General features: G+C 39.1%; 19 protein-coding genes. 10 read left to right on the forward strand and 9 right to left on the reverse strand.

Annotated elements, in window-relative coordinates:
- Positions 1 to 198: 198 nt before the first annotated feature.
- The 3 genes from F4V44_RS02860 (at position 199) to F4V44_RS28100 (ending at position 2300) form a co-directional block, all read left to right on the forward strand.
- Positions 199 to 1260 (forward strand): S-layer homology domain-containing protein, encoded by a 1062-nt coding sequence (locus F4V44_RS02860; RefSeq protein WP_150438481.1) that lies wholly within the window; start codon positions 199 to 201, stop codon positions 1258 to 1260.
- 187 nt (positions 1261 to 1447) lie between these two features.
- Positions 1448 to 1942, forward strand: coding sequence for a hypothetical protein (locus F4V44_RS02865; RefSeq protein ID WP_150438482.1), 495 nt, complete (start codon positions 1448 to 1450; stop codon positions 1940 to 1942).
- A 226-nt stretch (positions 1943 to 2168) separates the two neighbouring features.
- Positions 2169 to 2300 (forward strand): hypothetical protein, encoded by a 132-nt coding sequence (locus F4V44_RS28100; protein WP_263406652.1) that lies wholly within the window; start codon positions 2169 to 2171, stop codon positions 2298 to 2300.
- A 177-nt stretch (positions 2301 to 2477) separates the two neighbouring features.
- Here F4V44_RS28100 and F4V44_RS02870 read toward each other — a convergent pair whose 3' ends face one another.
- The 4 genes from F4V44_RS02870 to F4V44_RS02885 form a co-directional block, all read right to left on the reverse strand.
- Positions 2478 to 3260 (reverse strand): alpha/beta fold hydrolase, encoded by a 783-nt coding sequence (locus tag F4V44_RS02870; protein WP_150438483.1) that lies wholly within the window; start codon positions 3258 to 3260, stop codon positions 2478 to 2480.
- 287 nt (positions 3261 to 3547) lie between these two features.
- Positions 3548 to 4531 carry an S-layer homology domain-containing protein gene (locus F4V44_RS02875; protein ID WP_191090537.1) on the reverse strand — a complete coding sequence of 328 codons (984 nt, stop codon included), beginning with the start codon at positions 4529 to 4531 and terminating at the stop codon, positions 3548 to 3550.
- A 319-nt stretch (positions 4532 to 4850) separates the two neighbouring features.
- A complete protein-coding gene (locus F4V44_RS02880) occupies positions 4851 to 6236 on the reverse strand; it encodes an amino acid permease (protein ID WP_150438485.1) in 1386 nt (461 codons plus the stop codon).
- Between the two features lie 421 nt (positions 6237 to 6657).
- Positions 6658 to 7848: a glycine C-acetyltransferase gene (locus F4V44_RS02885; protein WP_223881769.1), complete on the reverse strand. Its 1191-nt coding sequence runs from the start codon at positions 7846 to 7848 to the stop codon at positions 6658 to 6660.
- 285 nt (positions 7849 to 8133) lie between these two features.
- Here F4V44_RS02885 and F4V44_RS02890 point away from each other — a divergent pair, with 285 nt between their 5' ends.
- The 4 genes from F4V44_RS02890 (at position 8134) to F4V44_RS02900 (ending at position 11210) form a co-directional block, all read left to right on the forward strand.
- Positions 8134 to 8415: a phage holin family protein gene (locus tag F4V44_RS02890; protein ID WP_150438487.1), complete on the forward strand. Its 282-nt coding sequence runs from the start codon at positions 8134 to 8136 to the stop codon at positions 8413 to 8415.
- A gap of 266 nt (positions 8416 to 8681) precedes the next feature.
- Positions 8682 to 8837, forward strand: a complete 156-nt coding sequence (locus F4V44_RS27165) for a hypothetical protein (protein ID WP_191090538.1) — start codon at positions 8682 to 8684, stop codon at positions 8835 to 8837.
- A gap of 206 nt (positions 8838 to 9043) precedes the next feature.
- Positions 9044 to 11008: an FUSC family protein gene (locus F4V44_RS02895; RefSeq protein WP_223881770.1), complete on the forward strand. Its 1965-nt coding sequence runs from the start codon at positions 9044 to 9046 to the stop codon at positions 11006 to 11008.
- Positions 10995 to 11210, forward strand: a complete 216-nt coding sequence (locus F4V44_RS02900; protein WP_150438488.1) for a hypothetical protein — start codon at positions 10995 to 10997, stop codon at positions 11208 to 11210. The genes F4V44_RS02895 and F4V44_RS02900 overlap by 14 nt, the downstream gene beginning before the upstream one ends.
- 137 nt (positions 11211 to 11347) lie before the next feature.
- Here F4V44_RS02900 and F4V44_RS02905 read toward each other — a convergent pair whose 3' ends face one another.
- From F4V44_RS02905 to F4V44_RS02920, 4 genes are all read right to left on the reverse strand, one after another.
- On the reverse strand, positions 11348 to 12190 hold the full coding sequence (locus F4V44_RS02905) for a MurR/RpiR family transcriptional regulator (protein WP_150438489.1): 843 nt from the start codon (positions 12188 to 12190) through the stop codon (positions 11348 to 11350).
- Between the two features lie 157 nt (positions 12191 to 12347).
- Positions 12348 to 13043 carry an N-acetylmannosamine-6-phosphate 2-epimerase gene (locus F4V44_RS02910; RefSeq protein ID WP_150438490.1) on the reverse strand — a complete coding sequence of 232 codons (696 nt, stop codon included), beginning with the start codon at positions 13041 to 13043 and terminating at the stop codon, positions 12348 to 12350.
- Positions 13044 to 13074: 31 nt separating this feature from the next.
- Complete coding sequence (locus F4V44_RS02915; RefSeq protein WP_150438491.1) at positions 13075 to 14616, reverse strand: maltose/glucose-specific PTS transporter subunit IIC; 1542 nt, start codon at positions 14614 to 14616, stop codon at positions 13075 to 13077.
- Between the two features lie 282 nt (positions 14617 to 14898).
- A complete protein-coding gene (locus F4V44_RS02920; protein ID WP_150438492.1) occupies positions 14899 to 15417 on the reverse strand; it encodes a PTS sugar transporter subunit IIA in 519 nt (172 codons plus the stop codon).
- Between the two features lie 231 nt (positions 15418 to 15648).
- Between F4V44_RS02920 and nagA the strand changes: the two genes are divergently transcribed.
- The 3 genes from nagA to F4V44_RS02935 all read left to right on the forward strand — a co-directional run bounded on the left by nagA (position 15649) and on the right by F4V44_RS02935 (position 18377).
- Positions 15649 to 16848 carry an N-acetylglucosamine-6-phosphate deacetylase gene (gene nagA, locus F4V44_RS02925; RefSeq protein WP_150438493.1) on the forward strand — a complete coding sequence of 400 codons (1200 nt, stop codon included), beginning with the start codon at positions 15649 to 15651 and terminating at the stop codon, positions 16846 to 16848.
- Positions 16845 to 17576: a glucosamine-6-phosphate deaminase gene (gene nagB, locus F4V44_RS02930; protein ID WP_150438494.1), complete on the forward strand. Its 732-nt coding sequence runs from the start codon at positions 16845 to 16847 to the stop codon at positions 17574 to 17576. Before nagA ends, nagB begins: the two co-directional genes overlap by 4 nt.
- 81 nt (positions 17577 to 17657) lie before the next feature.
- On the forward strand, positions 17658 to 18377 hold the full coding sequence (locus F4V44_RS02935) for a GntR family transcriptional regulator (RefSeq protein ID WP_150438495.1): 720 nt from the start codon (positions 17658 to 17660) through the stop codon (positions 18375 to 18377).
- 73 nt (positions 18378 to 18450) lie between these two features.
- On the opposite strand, the gene F4V44_RS02940 is transcribed toward F4V44_RS02935, so the two are convergent.
- Entirely contained in the window at positions 18451 to 19176 is a 726-nt protein-coding gene (locus F4V44_RS02940; RefSeq protein ID WP_150438496.1) for a polysaccharide deacetylase family protein, read from the reverse strand.
- Positions 19177 to 19250 lie beyond the last annotated feature (74 nt).

The following is a 19250-nucleotide window of genomic DNA, read 5'->3' on the forward strand; positions in this document are numbered from 1 at the left end:
TACTTCCTTTATATAATATGTGACTATATGATGAATTTTAATAATCAGGGATTTTGCGTACAAGCCGACCTAGCTCTTTTTTGTAAGTATGGCTCATTTATGGAGGAAATAGGAGAAATTTATCGAATATTTAAAATAATCATTTTCTATCAACATGGCTGTCATCGAATGATGAGTACTTTTGAGGGGTGAACAAGCATGAAAACAGTGAAAATGTTATTTCTTGTTTTGTTAGTTGCTTTACTCCCGTTTCAAATAGCGTTGGCAGAGGAGGAGAAAACAATCAATTTCTATGAATTTCATGATGAAGGAATCTATAAGCATTGGGCCTATGAGGAAATGGAGAATCTTCTTTATGCCGGTGTAATGGATGGTTTCGCGGATGCTGATGGCCGAATCCATGTGAAGCCGGACGAACCGATTACCCGCGCTCAATTTGTACAAATGATTGTCACTGCGTTAGGGTTATCAAATGAAGGTAGGACAAAGAATTTTTCAGATGTAAAACAGGATGAGTGGTACGCTGATGCAATCAGTATTGCGGCAAGTGCAGGGTTCATCGACGGGCATAACGGTCTTTTTTATCCTAATCATCCTATTACTCGTGCGGAAATTACTAAGATGCTTGTGTTGGCTTTTGAAAAAACAGTGCCTTTCCCAAGCACAAATGTAAAAGTGTTTGCAGATGTAGATCATGAAAACTGGGCAGAAGAATTTATTCGAAAGGCCTCTTCCGTAAATATTGTGAATGGGCATGGAATTACCTTTAGTCCATACAAATTTGCTACTAGAGCGGAAGCGTTTGTTATGCTGCATCGGGCATTTAAGCTCGAACAGTCGAGTGTGCCGGAGGATTCTGACCTTATAGCTGTTCTAAGAGAGTACATTACCCGTGAAAATAAGCTGGTAGAAACTAATCAATTTGCAGAGCTGTCTGCCTTAGGGGCAGAATACGGAACAGGGTTCTATCAAGCAGGCGGGGGAGACCCGAAGCCCTTTGACTGGTTTTATCCCGCAGTAGATGAAGCAGAGATTACCATCCAAATCGATGATGAGAACCTAGAATTTAAGATCTTGGAAAAATCTGACCGTTTTGCAAAAGTTCAAGCATCTGGCATCGCTGTCACCGTTCAAGCAAAGATTCCATCTCAGCCGGAACTTAATGAAGACTTTACTAGCCGAATGGACAATGGAGTATATCATCTGAAGAAAGACTCGTTAAGTGGTAAATGGAAGATTTATAATTATCAGGACCGATAATAACAGAGGAAACCAGTTTCTTTCATAAATCGTAAAATGGCCGGAGGTTTCTTGTACCTCCAGCCTTATTTGCTATTTGCGGCAAAAGTACGAATTTGTGTTTTTTGACGAACTTTTCTACACATTTCCACATATTTCAACATTTTTTTGGGCAAATATGTTATAAAAAGATAAGGGGGTATGTACCATGAAAAAAAATTGGAGATTTGTATTTCTTGCCTTGCTGATTATGGCTATTATGACAATGGCAGCTGCTTGTGCACCGGCTAAGGAGGAAACTGCGAATCCTGCTGATGAAGAATCAAGTGGTGAAGTTCAAGAGACAGGTGAAACGGAAGAGCCTGGTAAGGATGAACAAGATGATTCAGAGGAACCAACGGATACTGACGAGCAGGTAACGGACGAAGAACCGACAGAAGTGGAACCGGGTACTGATAATGAATCAGTTGGAGGAGACGATGAAGACGCAAACGTGCAGACTGTAAAGGGAACGTTTGGCGGTTTAGCTGACCCTCATACATTTGAGTTGAAGACGAATGAAGTACCTGAGGGAGTTATGGCCTTCCAATTTTATGATGAAGAAATGGGAGCAAAACTTGCAGATATGGAAGATGGACAAGAATTGACCGTTGTTTATACAACAAACGAACATGGTCAAAATCTTGCAGAGAGCATTAAGTGATAAGAAATTTATGGGAATTCAAAGGAGAGGAAGCCGGCAACGGTTTTCTCTCCTTTTGTTATGAGGAAAGAGCCTTTTAATAAAGGGATTGTAAATCAAATCGCATATCATAGAAAAAAGAATGCAAACTAAACAAGTGGGTGCTTATAACGGAACTGATATCCTACAATAGTGTATTTACTTTGTTGGCATCCTTGAATGAATAACGAAAAGGGGTGGTGGAAGTATGGCTAAAAATAAGAACAACAAAGCGAAACGGAATAATGCTCTTCCAAAAGTAGATGTAGAATTTGCTGAAGAAAGAGGAAATGGATTTGAAAAAGTGGCATTAAAAGGGCTGAATGAACAAAATAAGTAAATAAAAAAGGGGCAGCACTAAACTGTCCCTTTTTTGAAGCTTTAACATTCTTGGTCGACTATTTATTAGAGTAAAAATTGATTGGGAAGGAATAGAACTTGATTTTGAAGTTATTAGAAATGGGACTCCTTTCTAATAGAATTAGGCCGCTTGTTTCCAGATGAATGGTTCTAGGTATCAGCCAATAAAGGCAACAAGCGCTTTATTAAATTTGTCTTTTTCTTCCCAAACAGGGCCATGTCCGCTGTATTTGAAGGGGAGGACATGGGAATTTCGAATGGATTGGTGTAACAGCTGTGACTGAGAAAATGGGATAACCTGATCATGAATTCCATGAATGATGAGAGTGGGGACAGATATATGCGCTAGGTCCGGTGCTACATTTTCATCTTTTAGAGAGATAATGGTTTTCAGGGTAGACCAACTGGCTGCTTCTAAGCCCAAGTCGATAAACCATTCTGTGAAGGGACTTGTTGTGTTTTTATAGAAAAAAATATCTGCCACATCCTCGAGCATATTGGGACGATCATTGCTGGCCTTGGTAAAGAGCTGGGACGCTGTTTCTTCTGTAAAACCGGTCGGTGCCGCAGCATCTACAAGGACCAGTTTGAAAACACCAAATCCATTGTAGCGTGCCATGTATCGAATCGAGATAGCGCCTGCCATAGAATGGCCGACTAGCGTGATGTTCTGTAATTGCAGTGTTCGAATGACCATCCATATATCATCTGCCATCCGGTTGTAATCATACCCATGCCACGGCTTATCCGATTTTCCAAATCCCCTCAAGTCAATTCCGATGCACCTAAATCCCAATTCAGGGAGTACATTCAATTGATACTCAAACAGACGATGATTCAACGGCCACCCATGAACAAACACAATGGTCCTGCTTCCTTTCGGGTTCAAATCCTCCATATAAATATTCACATTACGCTCAACTTTCACATAATACCCCAACCCAAAGCCCCTCCCTGAAAAAACGATTTTATTTAAAATGTATGAAAGAATGGGAAAAGAATAGAAGCAATTTTTGAAGCGAAGGGAAGGTTCTCATCCTGCTTTCCTCATAGACTGGGGCTTAGATTCATTTAGAGTAAAAGATAAAAGTGCCCAACCGAGATCGATTGGGCACTTCATTGGAAAATACTATCAGTGTTAAAAAGTAAGCTTGAGATGAAAGGGAAGGTGACGGTTTCTAGCTGTTGTCGAAAGCTGGAAAACCGTCCCATAAACCTAAACCATTCTTATTCTATTTTCATCAGCTCTGCAATGGTTTCTCCGTCCTTGGTCGCTTTGATCAGCCCTGTCATCGGTGCAAAATAACGGACATATCCATCTGTTGTGGTTACTTCTACAACGTTTTCGAATGTCCCAGCAGGTGTTGTGATGGTGAGTGAGTCGGCTGTTATTTTATAATAATCCGGCATTTCCCCATAGCCGTCCCATGTATGTCCAACTTCAACCGGGTTAGCGACCTCTAATGAGTATTCAGAGAAGGGGTAGCCGAATTTATAGCCTTCGCTGTCCTGTCTTTCCACAATGGAATACGATGTTCCATCCTCCTGGTAGACATGCCATAGATTCCAGTTTTCATTGTCTTCATTCTGGAAGACAAAGCGAACATTGCCTCCATCTTTATAGTGGTAATGATAAACATGAAGTGGATCTTTTAGGAAAATAAGCGGCAAATCCACCTTGAAATCATCATTTAATGCACGGGCTATAAATGTCGAAAACTGGGCGCGGGTTACTTTTAACTGTGGCCGGAATGTGTTATCTGGATATCCTTGAGTGAGGTTTTCTGTAATCATTCTTTTAATATGTAAGTAACTTTCCATAGATGGTGAGATGTCTGTAAAAGGAATTTCCGATTCTTCTGTAAGGTTAAAGGTCCTTGAAATTAAAATAGCGGCTTGTTCGCGAGTGATGATGTGATGTGGACGAAAAGACCCGTCTGGAAAGCCTTTGATTACTCCTGCATCCGCGGCTGATGCAATATAACCGCTGGCTATTTGTTCGGCACTAACGTCGGAGAACATCGTGTTTCGCTGCTCGCCATTTAATTGCAGTGTTCGCCCAATAATGATTGCTGCTTCAGCCCGTGTAACCTCTGCTTCAGGCCGGAACGTGTTATCTGGAAAGCCGGTAATAATCTTATTATTTTCTAGATACATCATTTCTCCATAAAATCGGTGACTGACAGGTAAATCTGAAAACGTTGCAGCCATAGTACTTACACCCATACTACTAAATGAAAGGACTGATATAACGAACAGTAAAACCCATTTGCGCAAAATGATTTACTCACTCCTTTAAGTATTTTTCCTTATCTACTTCTATTATAATAGTAAAATTGCGAGATTATTAGGAATATTTTATTTGATGTTTAAAAAAATTAGAATATACCATTTATTTGAGGAAGAAATAATTAGAAAAGGTATAGGGCCGGTTCTTTTGCCTCCAGCTTTAGAAACAAAGGAACCGGCCCTATTTATGGTTGATTTAGTCATATATTAACTAGTCATTTTGGAAGGGGAAACCTTCTAATTAGGCTATTTTATCTTCTTTATCAAGTTCTGCGGGTACTTTTTTGTTGATTCCGAATGCGTAAAAGCTTGCTGTTATTAGGCCTAGGAAGACGAAGCCTGCAATTAGTGATATGCGTGTTTCGTCGTTGAACCACATGCCGATTAGTACCATGACAAGAAATGCAATCGTTAAATAGTTTGTAACAGGTGCGAATGGCATTTTGAATGGATGGCTGTCCATTGCAGCACCTTTTGATTTTCTGAAATTAATTTGGCTGATTAGAATAACAAACCATGGAACCATACCTGGCAGTACGCTGGCAGAGTACACATATACGAAAATATTTTCTGGAGCAATATAGCTTAAGAATACGCCGACTGCTAAACCGATTACGACACCCATTGTTCCAACTAGAGGTACACCATGTTTTGTTACTTTTGTAAAGAATTTAGGGGCCTGTCCGTTTACTCCTAATGTGTAAAGCATACGTCCTGCACTGTAGATACCGCTGTTGCAGCCTGACATGGCCGCTGTGATAACAACGAAATTAATAATTCCGGCTGCTGCTGTAATACCTACTTTTGCAAAAGTAGCCACGAACGGGCTGCCGATGGCTGTTAATTCATCCCAAGGATAAACCGTTACGATAACAAAGATGGCGCCAATATAGAAAATTAAAATACGTCCAATTAAGCTGTTAATCGCCTTTGTTAAAGTGGTTTGGGGGTTTTTTGCTTCACCAGCTGTAATACCGACTAATTCTACACCTTGATAGGCACCGATAACAAGCGCTAATGCGAAGAAGAAGCCTTTAAAGCCGCCAGCAAAGAAACCTCCGTGTGACCAAAGATTTGATAATCCAATTGCATTGCCTCCGTTGCCAAGTCCGAAGAAAATAAGTCCCAATCCAGCTACAATCATTAATACAATCGTTACAATTTTAATAAGAGCAAACCAAAATTCAAATTCACCAAATGATTTAACAGATACTAGGTTTGCGGCTGCAAGTATAACCATCGCAATTAAGCCTGGAATCCACGCAGGAAGATCCGGGAACCAATAGTTCATATATGTTCCGACTGCGATGATTTCTGCCATCCCTACAATTACCCACTGGAACCAGTTACTCCAAGCTGTTAAATATCCGGCTAGCGGATGAATATATTTATAGCCAAATGTTGCAAAGGAACCTGTACTTGGTTCAACATACAACATTTCTCCCATGGCACGCATAATGAAAAAGATAAAGATACCTGCTACTCCATAAGCCAACATGACAGATGGACCAGTCCATTTAATGGTGCTGGCTGAACCCATAAATAAACCAACACCAATTGTGCCGCCTAGTGCAATCATTTGAATATGACGACTCGACAACCCTCTGCTTAATTCTTGTTTTGCCATTTTTTGTTTCCTCCTGCTCTCCTGGTTAAAGGTAGGGCTATTCACATTCCTGAGGCAATTCCAATAATGAGGCAAAAATAAGAGCCTTTATGTAGAGTACTCCTCAAAAATACAATTGTTCTTTTTACAAATAAATTATAATCTTAATATAATATTTACGCTACAAAATTTTATCCTTTTCAGTCTTCTGAGTATTCTTGAAAAGGTATTTTTAAACAAGGACCTAACCTATTTTGTTAAGTTAGATCCATTTCTGCATAAGTGTCCATATCGTTATATTAGAAAATAATTTACCCTGCTTTTTTAGGATTTCTCATCTCGCCGGCAATATTCTTGATGTTCATGTCTTAGGCTAAAACCTATTTATTCGCATGGAATGAACTCCAAACTTTAGTAAACTGTGAAAGGATTGCTTCACTGGTTAGATAATGTTCAATTCTTTTCCTACTTTTTCATAAACGGCAAGAACTTCATCAAGCATTTCCTTTGTATGTGCTGCTGTAGGCATATTTCTTATTCTTCCTGTTCCTTTTGGTACAGTTGGGAAGGTAATGGATTTTGCATACACACCTTCCTCCATTAAGCGTCGGGAGAATTTCTGTGTTAAAGTTTCATCGCCAATCATACAAGGTGTAATAGGTGTTTCGGAATGTCCGATGTCAAAGCCTAAGTTTTTCAAGCCTTCTTTTAGGTAGTTGCCATTTTCCCAAAGTTTTTCAACCTTTTCTGTTGATTCCATCATGATGTCAATTGCCTCTATACAAGCAGCTGCATCGCCAGGGGGCATAGATGTTGAGAAAAGGAAAGGACGTGCACGAACTTTTAGCCAATCAATCAGCTTTTGTGTGCCGGCAACATATCCGCCGACAACACCAATTGCCTTTGAAAGGGTCCCGATTTGGAAATCAATGCGGTCGGATAGTCCGAAGTGCTTCACTGTACCTGCCCCTTCCCCCATGACGCCTGACCCATGTGCATCGTCTACATAGGTGATGAGTCCATATTCCTCAGCAATCTCAACAATTTCAGGAAGCTTTGCGACATCTCCGTCCATGGAGAATACACCATCTGTGATATACATGACTTTTTCATACGGTCCGCTTTCTGTTGCTTCTTTTGTTACCCGGCGCAAATCATCCATGTCTTGGTGCTTTACACGAAGAATGTTAGCTCCTGATAAACGGCAGCCATCAATGATGGAAGCATGGTTTAATTCATCTGAAATAATGGCATCCTTCTTTGTCATGACAGCTGAAATGGCGCCCATGTTGCAATTGAATCCTGACTGAAAGGCAATGGCCGCTTCTGTATGTTTTAATGCAGCGATTCTTTTTTCTAATTCATTGTGAATGGGCAGGGTTCCGTTAATCGTACGCACCGCACCGGCGCCAACACCATACCGATTAATGGCTTCCATCGCTTTTTTCTTCAATCTGTCATTGTCAGCAAGACCAAGGTAATTGTTCGAAGACATATTGATGACGGTTTTACCATTTATTTGTACTTTAGGACCATTTGGGCCTTCAACTGTATCGATGATATTGTACAGCCCTTTTTCGTGTAATTCATTTAACTGTGGTGTTAGAAAATCATCTAAAACTTTTTTCCCCAATTTCATTCCTCCTAAATAATAAAGATTCTTATTTTAATCAAATTTTATTTACCTAGCTGTTTTTTTATTCGGCCATTCATCTAATGAACCTATTTTCATTTGCAGTGAAATGGCTCTTCTTACACTATTATAAAAGTCTTTATTACTATTGAACCTAAATAATAGAATACCTTCACTTTCAATTCTTTTTTCTATAAGATACTTCATAACTGTCCAAGCAGTGTCAGTAGGATATGCATAGATTATGGTAGAGTTAATCATTTTGGTAGAGCACAGGTGAGATGAATGGACTTAAATATGTATATTAGGCCGGATGCATTTATTTTGGTTCCTGTTTTGTTTTTTCTTGGTCTATTCTTGCGTCAGACTCCTTATCTTCCTTTGTGGAGTCATGTTTGGATTCAGTTGTTTTTTGCGGTAATAGCTTGTTTGCTGCACTACGGATTTGAAATAGAGTCAGTGGTTCAAGGGATACTTGTGACGGGGGTTGCGGTGATTTCTCGAGACATCATTCATCATTCATTAAACAACTTTGGTCCTAGAAAGGATAAAGAGGACAAGGAGTAAAGCGATTACTCCTTGTCCTCTTTGTCGTTGTAATTACAGAATTCAATTTTAAAATAAAGCTTTGCTTATTAACATTGTTGATTTTTGACTCATCTAAAGCAACCTTTCAGCACAGCTGAAAGGCGTGAGAAATGGATATTTCTCACGGATGAGTCAAAAATCTGACTCATCAACATGATTCGTTAACATAGCCTAAAATAAAAAAGTATTTTCCGCAGAGCTTGTACATAATAATATCGTTACTATTTGAAAGGAGATGGAAAGGGATGTCAAAACAAGGTATGCAAAATAATAATCAAACAAGAGCACAAAAAGAAAGACAAGATAACCGAAATGATATTGAACTAGGAAATGAATTTCAAATTGGAAATTCAGGCTCGCAAAGCCAGAAAAAAAGCGGACGGCAAGTGAATAAAAAATAAATAAGCATGGATTAAGAGGTTGATCACTTTGAGGATCAACCTTTTATTTGAAGGAATGTTTTTTATCCAAATCGTTTAAATGCTTATGGCAGAGGATATTGCAGCAGGTGAATGGTAATCGTTTAGTTGCGAATAGCACCTACGCGTAAAAGGAAGGATAAATATGAATGTGTTAGAAAGAGGGACATAACTGGAAAGAAGCGATTATGATGAGTGTGAACAAAATAGAAACAACTGAATCTACAGCTGCTAAACCGCCATCTATTTTCAAACAGGCTTTAACAGTGAATCGAAAGCCGTTTCCTTGGGTAAAGGCTTTTAGCGCTGGGGTAGCTGCAGCCTTGCCCGTTTTGATTGGACTGTTGGTTGGAAATTTGGAATATGGATTGATTGCAGGGATGGGAGGCTTTACCTATCTCTATGTATTTAATATTCCCTATGCACAGCGGGCGAAAAAGCTGTTTTTTGTTGTGCTTGGAATGACTCTTGTTACAGCCTTAGGTACGATTGCGGCTCCTTATCCGCTAGTGGTTTCTATTTTAATGGGATTAATTGGAGCAGTTGCGATATTTATTTTCGGCGCATTGAAAATGATTGGTCCGTCGGCCATTTTTTTTGTCTTAGTATTTTCCATGACAACAGGGATGCAAGTTCAGCCAGAGCTGGTACTGCTGCGTGCGGGCCTTGTCTTTGTGGGTGGTGCACTTTCCTGGCTCATTGCGATGATGGGCTGGTTTATTGAGCCGCATGGTCCGGAAACAAGCGTTGTCAAAAGGGTCTTCCTTGGTCTTGCTGACTTCCTTGATTCAGTGGGGACGGAGGTTTTTCATGAGGAGAGACACCGGGTCATGTCCGTGCTAAAGGAAGCAGAAGAAACGCTTGCTGCTGGATATATTTCTTGGAGGGAAGACGACTTTTTCAAGCGATTGTATGTATTGAACGATCATGCCAATGTGATTTTTATATATATCCTGGAACACTTTTCAAAAAAAAGTGCCGCGCTGCCGCGTGAAGTAGGGGAAGCTGTAAGGGAAATCGCCTATTCAATGGATAGGAAGAAAAAGGAGGTAATACCTAAAAAAATCCTCCAACCGAATGACATAGATCAATCGGTTATCAATCTGTTTTCTGCTATTTTTGATGCGGATGCTGTCATGAATGAACCGAGCACGAAGATTGAGGAAGTGATTCAAATTTCAAAACCATCCCTAAGAACGATTCTATTGGGGGCGTTTGATAAAAATTCCATTGTGTTTATTTCTGCCATTCGGTTCGGTGTTATCACTATGATTGCAGCGATATTCGCTTATCAGGCTGAGCTCGCGCGTTCCTATTGGGTGCCGTTATCCTGTGTAGCCGTCATGTCAGGTGCGACCCTCGTTGCGACCTTCCACCGAGCCATTCAAAGGGGTCTTGGAACACTTTTAGGAATTGTGATTGCAAGTTTGATTCTTGCAACCAATCCGACTGGATACATGATCATCTTTTTTATTTTTCTATTAACGTTTATAACGGAGCTTTTTATTGTGAAAAATTACGGTCTGGCAGCTTTATTTTTTACACCGAATGCTTTGTTAATGGCGGAAAGCACCAGTCAGGGAAGCTTTAGCTTCTCCTATTTTGCTTCTGCTAGAATGATTGATGTAGGGATTGGGATTGCCATTGGTCTGATTGGAGTTTGGCTGGTAGGAAGAAAATCGGCATCAAGCCTTCTTCCGTATGTCATTACCAAAACGATCCGAAGCCAGGCACAATGCTTATTCGTTCTTTTTACGGACCAAGGAACTGGATTTCATGCTCCTGACAGCCGGGAACTTATGAAAATGAGAACCAATCTATTTCATGTACAAACTCTTTATAGTACTGCATCAGGAGAAATTCCTGTGAACCAACAAGTAGTTGCCTATTACTGGCCGGTCCTATTTTCAATTGAACAATTAGCCTTTTTATTAGAAAAATGCTCAAAAAATGCAAATCGCCCAATCCTTTCAGACCAACATTTAGCTCAGCTGCTATTTGTATTTGAAAACATGGCTAATGCCGCCAATCGAAAACGAGCCCCGTCTATAAAAATTATCCCTGAAATTCAACAATACCCAAGCATCCAAAAGGAAACCATCCGTCTGCAAAAATCACTCAATCAGAAGGCTGGTTTGGTTGCTTCTATATAGGTTACGAGTGCGGTTAAATGGGAAGAAATATTATCGGTTGAAAAGAAGAGCAAATACAAAAATAATCGGCTCTCTTCTTTTTATCGAAAATGCAAAAGACGCCTGTCAGGGACAGACGTCTTTTCTGCGTATTGCGGCAATGGACCGTATGACCACATTCATACGTTTAGCAAAAGCATGCCCATTGACTTATGCAAATTAGCTCATCGCTTTTTCAATATATCATTAGTTGAGTTGTATAGCAAGTTGAATTTTCTGGGTCCATTAAGTATATTAAGGATATTTATACACTTATGAAAATCATAAAGAACATAGAAGCTTGGGAATCGTTTCTCTGCTTCAATGAATGTCTTTTAAGGCTTTTAATGTTTTATCGCGGATTTGATTACGATTTATGTAGTCTTTGGCTACTAGTTCTGTATAGAGAAGATCAAAGAGTAAAAATAGCGGCAGGGAAGGGGAAATATTCTGCCCCATGTGCATATTACTTTTACTGGTTACAACGAGTGTTAAATTGGCTAAACGGGACAGCTCTGATTCTTTTTCGCTTGTGATGGCAAGAATGGCTGCTCCTTGCTGCTTAGCAATTTTAACGGCATCAATGACTTCTTTTGTGTTACCTGAAACAGAAATTCCAATGACTAAACTGTTTTCTGTACACAAGGCGGCATCCATCGCTGCCTGATGCGGGTCTGTGATGGATTCTACGTTTAGGCCTATCCGGAAAAACTTCCATTTGAATTCTTGTGAAGCAATCCCTGAATTGCCAATTCCATAGACATGAACCTTCTTTGCAGCATTTAAAAGGGTCACAGCCTCCTGGATATTATCATAAGTTATTTTCCGAAACGTATTTTCAATGAGGTCAATATGGTTTTGATACAACTTGGCAAAATAATCGATGTTTTTAATATCGCTATTCATCACAGGTTTGTTTCTTAAATCAATATATCGTTTCAGTTCATGCTTAAATTCATTAAAGCCTGAGAAAGAAAGCTTTTGACAGAAACGAGTGATTGTTGCTGGTGATATATGAATCTTCTTTGCAATTTGGCTAATAGACAGCTGACTGATTTCATCAGGATTATGTATGATATAATGTGCTAGTTCGGCCTCAGAGCTTGTAAAGTTCCCCATATTGCATAGGATTCCATTAAGTAGATTCTCACCAAGATACTCCATATCTTTTCTCCTCAGATGATTAATTTTTTAAAAAAAGACTGCTTAAGATGTATTTTGCTGAGTAGAAAGGACTCCTATACGAAAGAACAAAATCCATCCCGCAAAAAATAACCCAGGCAAGAGCCTGAGTTATTTATGCAAACATTTGCTTATTACCTTATTCGTTTTTCAGAGCATCAGCAAATCGTTTCGTGATAATCTGTGGTCTCGTAATTGCACCGCCTACGACAACGGCATGAACACCAATATCTAACACAGATCGGGCAATTTCTGGTGTCGATACATTTCCCTCTGCAATCACCTTTGCTTTTTTCACTTCTTTAACAATCTGTTTAATTACGGAATAATCATGGTCATTTATTTTCAAACCGTTTGTTTCTTCTGTATAGCCATATAAAGTCGGTGCTACAATATCAAATCCTAATTCTTCAGCAAAAATGGCTTCCTCCACAGTCGATACATCTGCCATTAAAACTAGATTAGGGTATTTTGCTTTTATATTTTTATAAAATGTTTCTAAATCACTTCCATCCGGACGAATTCGTGCGGTCGCGTCTGTTGCAATGATTTCAGCACCTGTGGCTGCTAAAGCATCAATTTCTTTCATGGTCGGTGTTATAAAAACAGGATTCTCGCCGTAGACCTGTTTAATGATTCCGATAACAGGGAGATCCACTTGTTTCTTGATTTCCACGATATCAGCAGCGGAATTAGCACGAATTCCAACTGCTCCACCTTCTTTTGCTGCTAATGCCATGCGACCCATAATAAATGAGCTGTGTAAGGGTTCACCTTCTAAAGCTTGGCAAGAAACGATCAATCCTTTTTCAATCTTTTCTAATATTTGTTGCATATTCACACGTCCTTATAGGAAATTACCTTCATTATTTATCTAGTAGCTCTTCTACTTCATTTTTAACAATCGTCACTTGTGGTCCGTAAATGACTTGGATACCAGTTCCTTTTTTCACAATTCCCTTTGAACCTGTTGTTTTAATAATATCATCATTTACCAAGTCTCCATCTTTAACGGTTACACGTAAACGAGTCGCACAGCAGTCAACGATATCAATGTTCTCAGCTCCACCCAATCCTTCTACGATTGTTTTCGCACGGTCTGTAGCGGTAACTTGTGCTCCACCAGCTGTTTGCTGCTCTTCATCTTCACGACCAATCACTTTCAGGTTTCGTTTTGTGATTAAAATCTTGAATGTAAAATAGTATAGGAAGAACCATGGAATTCCCACTAATAGTACATATGGCCAATTTGTTTTATCTACTCCTTGCAAAAGTCCAAATAAGATAAAGTCAATAAATCCGCCAGAGAAAGTTTGACCAACTGTAATATTGAAAATATCTGCCATCATAAACGCTAGTCCATCAAAGGCAGCATGTACGACATATAATATAGGAGCAACGAATAAGAAACTGAATTCAAGTGGTTCTGTAATACCTGTTAAGAAAGAAGTTAATGCTGCTGAAAGTAAGATACCCGCTACTACTTTTCTATTTTTAGGTTTAGCACAATGATAAATGGCTAATGCTGCACCTGGTAATCCAAACATCATCGTAATAAAACGACCTGACATGAATCTTGATACACCTTCATAATATTGTTCGGTTGTTGGATCAGCTAATTGAGCAAAGAAAATGTTTTGTGTACCGGCGATTAACTTTCCTCCAATTTCCATCGTACCGCCAAGAGCTGTTTGCCAGAATGGAAGATAGAAGATATGATGCAGTCCTAATGGTCCAAGCATACGTAAAATAAAACCATATAATAATGTCCCAATTTCACCTGTTGTCGTTACCAATGCTCCAAGTTGATTGATAAAAAGTTGGAAATAAGGCCAAATCACAAATAAGATGGCACCGACAATAATAGCAGTGAAAGACACAATGATTGGAATAAATCGTGATCCACCAAAGAATCCTAATACTTGTGGTAACTGTATTTTGTTATATTTATTGTGTAACGCGGCTGCCACAATTCCAATGATAATCCCGCCAAACACACCTGTTTCTAGTGTCTGAATCCCAACAGCCATTCCCTGACCTGCTCCTGCTAAATTTTCTGCAGCAAGCTCTCCTGTAAGAGCAAGTAAGGCGCTAATAGTAGCATTCATAACAAAATAACCAATCATAGCTGCTAATCCAGCCGTTCCTTTATCAGAACGAGCGAGTCCAACTGCTACACCAACAGCAAAAATAATTGGCAGGTTGGCAAACACAATACTACCTGCAGCACTCATAATTGTAAAAATAGCCTGAAGCCATGCAATATCGAGAAATGGATAAGCTGAAACGGTATTCGGGTTAGATAGCGCACCACCAATACCCAGTAATAAACCAGCCGCAGGTAAAACGGCAATCGGAAGCATGAACGATTTACCAAACTGCTGAGCTTTTTCAAAAGCTTTTTTCATTGATGAAACCTCCTTCATGTTTTAACAACGATTTAATTTACGTTACATGGTTATCATAGAGGCCTAACGAAGGATATTCAATGGAGTTGAATCCGTTTTCATCTGTTTTCAATAATCAGCTCTCATTTATGAAAATCTTTTCATCTATGTACATGAAGTATTCTATACATATCCCTTCTTTATTCATTTGTTTGGTCATAACAAAAAGACTGCTTGAATTGAGACTTCATCCCATTCAAACAGTCTTTTACGAAGAAATACTCGAACTAGCTGTACTCCTTGTTATTCAAAGGACAAGATATCACTTTCCCCTTGTTTTACTTTTCCGAGCTTTTTGACATGTATCTTTGTATTATCTGTAAATATGATAGGAACAACAGAAGAAGTGGCATTTTTCTTAATATAGTCTAAATCAAACTTCAATAGTTCCTGTCCCTTTTCAATACAATCTCCATCACTAACCAGTGCTGTAAAACCTTCACCCTTTAAGTTAACTGTTTCTAATCCAACATGGATAAGAAATTCAAATCCCTCCTTTGACCGAATTCCCATTGCGTGTTTTGTAGGGAAGACGTTGATAATTTCACCATCGACAGGTGAAATGACTAAGCCCGCTTCAGGAATAATGGCAAATCCGTCCCCCATCATTTTTTCAGAAAATACAGGATCTTCCACTTCCGTAATCGCTATTATCCTGCCTTCAATTGGCATAATAAAATCAAGAGCTTTTTCAGCCTTTTCTTCCTGTATCTTCGTCGTACTGGCTGCTTCTTTATTTTTACGTTTAAAAAGACCAAACATAAGAGTATCTCTCCTTTTGACTAAATGATTAGAAACAACTATATCACCAAGATAATATAGTTGTCTATACCACATTATAAAAGATAGGGATTAAAAGAATAAATATCCTTATGTAGCATGGTGTTCTAATTGAATTATTATTGTTGTTTAAATTATGTTGTTATAATTGGTATAGACAACTATATCTTTACATGCTAAGATTGGGTCGAAATCGGAAAGGATGGGTTTGCAATGAAACAGAAGGTTAAACCTATTTTGCTAAGAGGAATGCAAATATATGCTGAAGATCAAATGATTGAATCTGGATATATGCTTTTAAAGGACCAAAAAATCGTGGAGTACGGTCCAATAGAAAAGGTAAGTTCATCCGAAGAATATTGGGTCATTGATGTTCCATCTGGCTATAAAGCCATTCCAGGCTTGATTGATGTCCATATTCATGGAGTGAATGGGGCAGATGTCATGGATGCAACCTTTGATGCATTAGAAACCATGACTACGGCGCTTCCAAAGGAAGGCACAACTAGTTTTTTGGCAACGACAATGACACAGAGCCAGACAATCATTGAAAATGCATTAATGAATGCCGGAAATTATATACAGGACCATCAGCAGCCGGGTAAGGCTGAAATCCTTGGCATTCATCTTGAAGGGCCATTTGTTAACAAGGTGCGAGCTGGTGCACAGCCAGTCAATTTTATTGTGAATTCAAATATAGATGATTTTAAAAAGTGGAATGCATTAGCGAAACAATCAATTAAGCTTGTGACATTAGCACCTGAATTACCAGGTGGATTAGAAATGGTGCGATTTTTAAAAGAGAACGGCATAATTGCCTCTATTGGCCATTCTGATGCTACTTACGAAGAAGTAATCCAAGCCATTGAGGCAGGTGCAAATCATGTAACTCATTTATTTAATCAAATGAGGGGGCTTCATCATCGTGAACCAGGCGTGGTAGGTGCTGCCTTTTTACAAGAGGAACTAAAAGCAGAAATAATTGTAGATGGTGTGCATGTCCGGCCTGAAATGGTGAATCTTGCCTTCCAACAAAAAGGAAAACATGGATTAATTCTCATTACAGATGCAATGAGAGCAAAATGCTTGAAAAATGGCATTTATGATTTAGGCGGCCAGGCTGTAACTGTGGCAGATGGAAAAGCTCTGCTAAAGGATGGAACACTCGCCGGCAGCATTCTAAAACTGGGGCAGGCCCTGAAAAATATGCTGAATTTCGCCGGCTGTACTCTAGAGGATACGATTAAAATGGCCTCAACTAATCCTGCAAAACAATTAAATCTTTTTAACCGCAAAGGAAGTATTGCAACAGGAAAGGATGCAGATATTGTCATTTTGGATGAAAATCTTGAAGTTGCGATGACATTTTGCCGCGGAGAATGTGCCTTTATAAGAGGAGGAGAAACAAAATGAAAATATTAAAAGTTAGTGATTATGCAGAAATGAGCAGTAAAGCTGCTGAATTTATTATTGGAAAATTACAACATAACCCTAAGCTAAATCTTGGATTAGCGACAGGCGGTACTCCTGTTGGATTATATGAACAATTAGTGAAGAATCATAAACAAAATAACACTTCCTACCGCAATGTTACAACGTTTAATTTAGACGAATACATTGGCCTTTCCGGGGAGAATCCGAATAGCTACCGTTTTTACATGAACGAACAGTTATTTAACCATATTGATATTCAAAAATCGAATACATTTGTTCCGCTAGGTGATACTCAGAATCCTCAGCAATTCTGTGTAGAGTATGAAAAGCTGCTGGCAGCACATGGCGGAGTGGATTTGCAGATCCTTGGCATTGGCAGTAACGGACATATTGGTTTTAATGAGCCATATACTTCGTTTCAATCGGAAACCCATCTTGTCGAATTGGAGGCATCCACTAGAGAAGCGAATGCGAGATTTTTTAACAGCCTGGATGAGGTACCAACCCATGCGATTACAATGGGAATTGCCAGTATTATGAGAAGCAAAGAAATTCTATTGCTAGTTTCCGGAGAAAGCAAAAGGGATGCTTTAGTGCAACTTTTACAAGGAGATGTAAATGAAAATTTTCCAGCATCTATTTTAAGAACACATCCTTGTGTTACAATTATCGCAGACAAGGCCGCAATAGGGAAAATAGCTGTTTAATTTCGTGGAAGGTGTTATATCCCTTCCGCTGTCAGTCCAATCGAATAGCAGTCGTTTAGAAAGAAAAAAGGTGAATATAACATGATAGAAAAAAATTCTCCTATTCCTATTTATTATCAGTTAGCAGAACTCATTCAAGAAGAAATTGAAAGTGGGAACCTACAACCTGGAGATGCTCTCCCATCTGAGAGAGAATTTGCAGAAAAATATCAAATCAGTAGAATGACTGTTAGACAAGCCTTGAATTTACTTGAGAATAATGGAAAACTCTATAGAATTCAAGGGAAAGGTACTTTTGTTTCTGAGCAGAAAATTGAGAAGCACCTTCTTGGTTTAACAAGCTTTACAGAGGATATGACTGCTAGAGGGCTAAAACCAAGTAGTCGATTACTGCAATTTGAAATCATCCCGGCAACCCTTCATATCGCAAATCAATTGTATATAAAAGAATATGACCCCGTTTATGAAATTAAAAGAATTCGCTTAGCCGATGACGTTCCGATGGCCTTAGAAACGAATTATATTTCAGCTAACTTATTGAAGGGTCTTACGGAACAAATTATCAATCAATCACTTTATGCTTATATGGAGGCTCAAAGCATAATTATTGAGAGTGCGTCACAAACGATAGAATCTTCCCTTGCTGAAGAAATGGAGGCAAACTTTTTAAAAGTAAAGGTAGGAGCACCTGTCATGCTTATTCAAAGGAACACATTCCTCCAGAATGGTACACCTGTTGAATTGGTGAAATCCATCTATCGTGCAGATCGTTATAAATTTACGATTCAAATGGGGCGATAAAATGGATGAAGGCGGGAAACTTCAACCTGTCCAATCAAATAAAATCCCTCCGCTTGGAAGCAGAGGGATTTTCCTATTCAACTATCCTAGCAAAATCCTCCATGGTCGTTGAGTATTTGACATAGATTCTTGGTAAGAGATAGCGTTCGTTCTTTATGTTCTGCTCCTTATAGGGACCAGGTGTTGTAGTGAGACCAAATTGATAATATTTCTTTGTTTCTTCTACTACCCTAGGATTGAAATTTCCGTACGGATAGGATAGGGCAAGTACAGGTTTGCGGGTTATGTTTTCAATTTTTCCCTTTGCCTCCTTGAGTTCGTATTCTAGTTTCTCTCTTTTCGTCAAATCTGGGTGTGTTGCTGTATGGGATTGGATGGAAAATCCCGAATTCGCCAGCATTTTCAAATCGGCTGAAGTTAAGCGTCCGACACCGCCAATGAAATCTGAGATAACAAAAATCGTACCTGCTGGTTTAAAGCGCCTCGTTTGCAGTTTTTTTAATATGTCGAAGGCTTTTAAATTGTTTTTATACCCATCATCAAAGGTAATAAAGATGGGTTTATTCACTTTCTTTCGATCCTCCCATTGTTCAAAGGTTAATAACGTGTAGCCATGGTCACGCAAATACCTCATTTGCTCCTCGAAATTCTTCGGTGTGACATACAGTTCCTTTTGGCCGGTTCCTTTGTATTCATCAATCGAATGATAAACAAGAATCGGGATTCCTCGTTCTGCAAAAGCCTGTGAGGGGAAACACAAAAGAAATACCCATAGAAAAAGAATAGTTCCTTTTTTCATAAACGCACCACTTTTCATTACTTTTTGCTTATTATTCCTCAGTTGATGGAAAATATGAAGAAAAGATAGGGTTC

This window comes from Niallia endozanthoxylica, from assembly GCF_008710145.1.
GTDB lineage: Bacteria > Bacillota > Bacilli > Bacillales > Cytobacillaceae > Bacillus_BD > Bacillus_BD endozanthoxylica.

Excerpts from the sequence above, each read along its gene's own strand:
- F4V44_RS28100 (WP_263406652.1), top strand. The coding sequence starts at position 2,169 with ATGGCTAAAAATAAGAACAACAAAGCGAAACGGAATAATGCTCTTCCA.
- F4V44_RS02875 (WP_191090537.1), bottom strand. The coding sequence starts at position 4,531 with ATGGCTGCAACGTTTTCAGATTTACCTGTCAGTCACCGATTTTATGGA.
- F4V44_RS27165 (WP_191090538.1), top strand. The coding sequence starts at position 8,682 with ATGTCAAAACAAGGTATGCAAAATAATAATCAAACAAGAGCACAAAAA.
- F4V44_RS02880 (WP_150438485.1), bottom strand. The coding sequence starts at position 6,236 with ATGGCAAAACAAGAATTAAGCAGAGGGTTGTCGAGTCGTCATATTCAA.
- F4V44_RS02910 (WP_150438490.1), bottom strand. The coding sequence starts at position 13,043 with ATGCAACAAATATTAGAAAAGATTGAAAAAGGATTGATCGTTTCTTGC.
- F4V44_RS02895 (WP_223881770.1), top strand. The coding sequence starts at position 9,044 with ATGATGAGTGTGAACAAAATAGAAACAACTGAATCTACAGCTGCTAAA.
- F4V44_RS02865 (WP_150438482.1), top strand. The coding sequence starts at position 1,448 with ATGAAAAAAAATTGGAGATTTGTATTTCTTGCCTTGCTGATTATGGCT.
- F4V44_RS02905 (WP_150438489.1), bottom strand. The coding sequence starts at position 12,190 with ATGGAGTATCTTGGTGAGAATCTACTTAATGGAATCCTATGCAATATG.
- F4V44_RS02935 (WP_150438495.1), top strand. The coding sequence starts at position 17,658 with ATGATAGAAAAAAATTCTCCTATTCCTATTTATTATCAGTTAGCAGAA.
- F4V44_RS02860 (WP_150438481.1), top strand. The coding sequence starts at position 199 with ATGAAAACAGTGAAAATGTTATTTCTTGTTTTGTTAGTTGCTTTACTC.
- F4V44_RS02915 (WP_150438491.1), bottom strand. The coding sequence starts at position 14,616 with ATGAAAAAAGCTTTTGAAAAAGCTCAGCAGTTTGGTAAATCGTTCATG.
- F4V44_RS02920 (WP_150438492.1), bottom strand. The coding sequence starts at position 15,417 with ATGTTTGGTCTTTTTAAACGTAAAAATAAAGAAGCAGCCAGTACGACG.
- F4V44_RS02940 (WP_150438496.1), bottom strand. The coding sequence starts at position 19,176 with ATGAAAAAAGGAACTATTCTTTTTCTATGGGTATTTCTTTTGTGTTTC.
- nagA (WP_150438493.1), top strand. The coding sequence starts at position 15,649 with ATGAAACAGAAGGTTAAACCTATTTTGCTAAGAGGAATGCAAATATAT.
- nagB (WP_150438494.1), top strand. The coding sequence starts at position 16,845 with ATGAAAATATTAAAAGTTAGTGATTATGCAGAAATGAGCAGTAAAGCT.
- F4V44_RS02890 (WP_150438487.1), top strand. The coding sequence starts at position 8,134 with ATGGACTTAAATATGTATATTAGGCCGGATGCATTTATTTTGGTTCCT.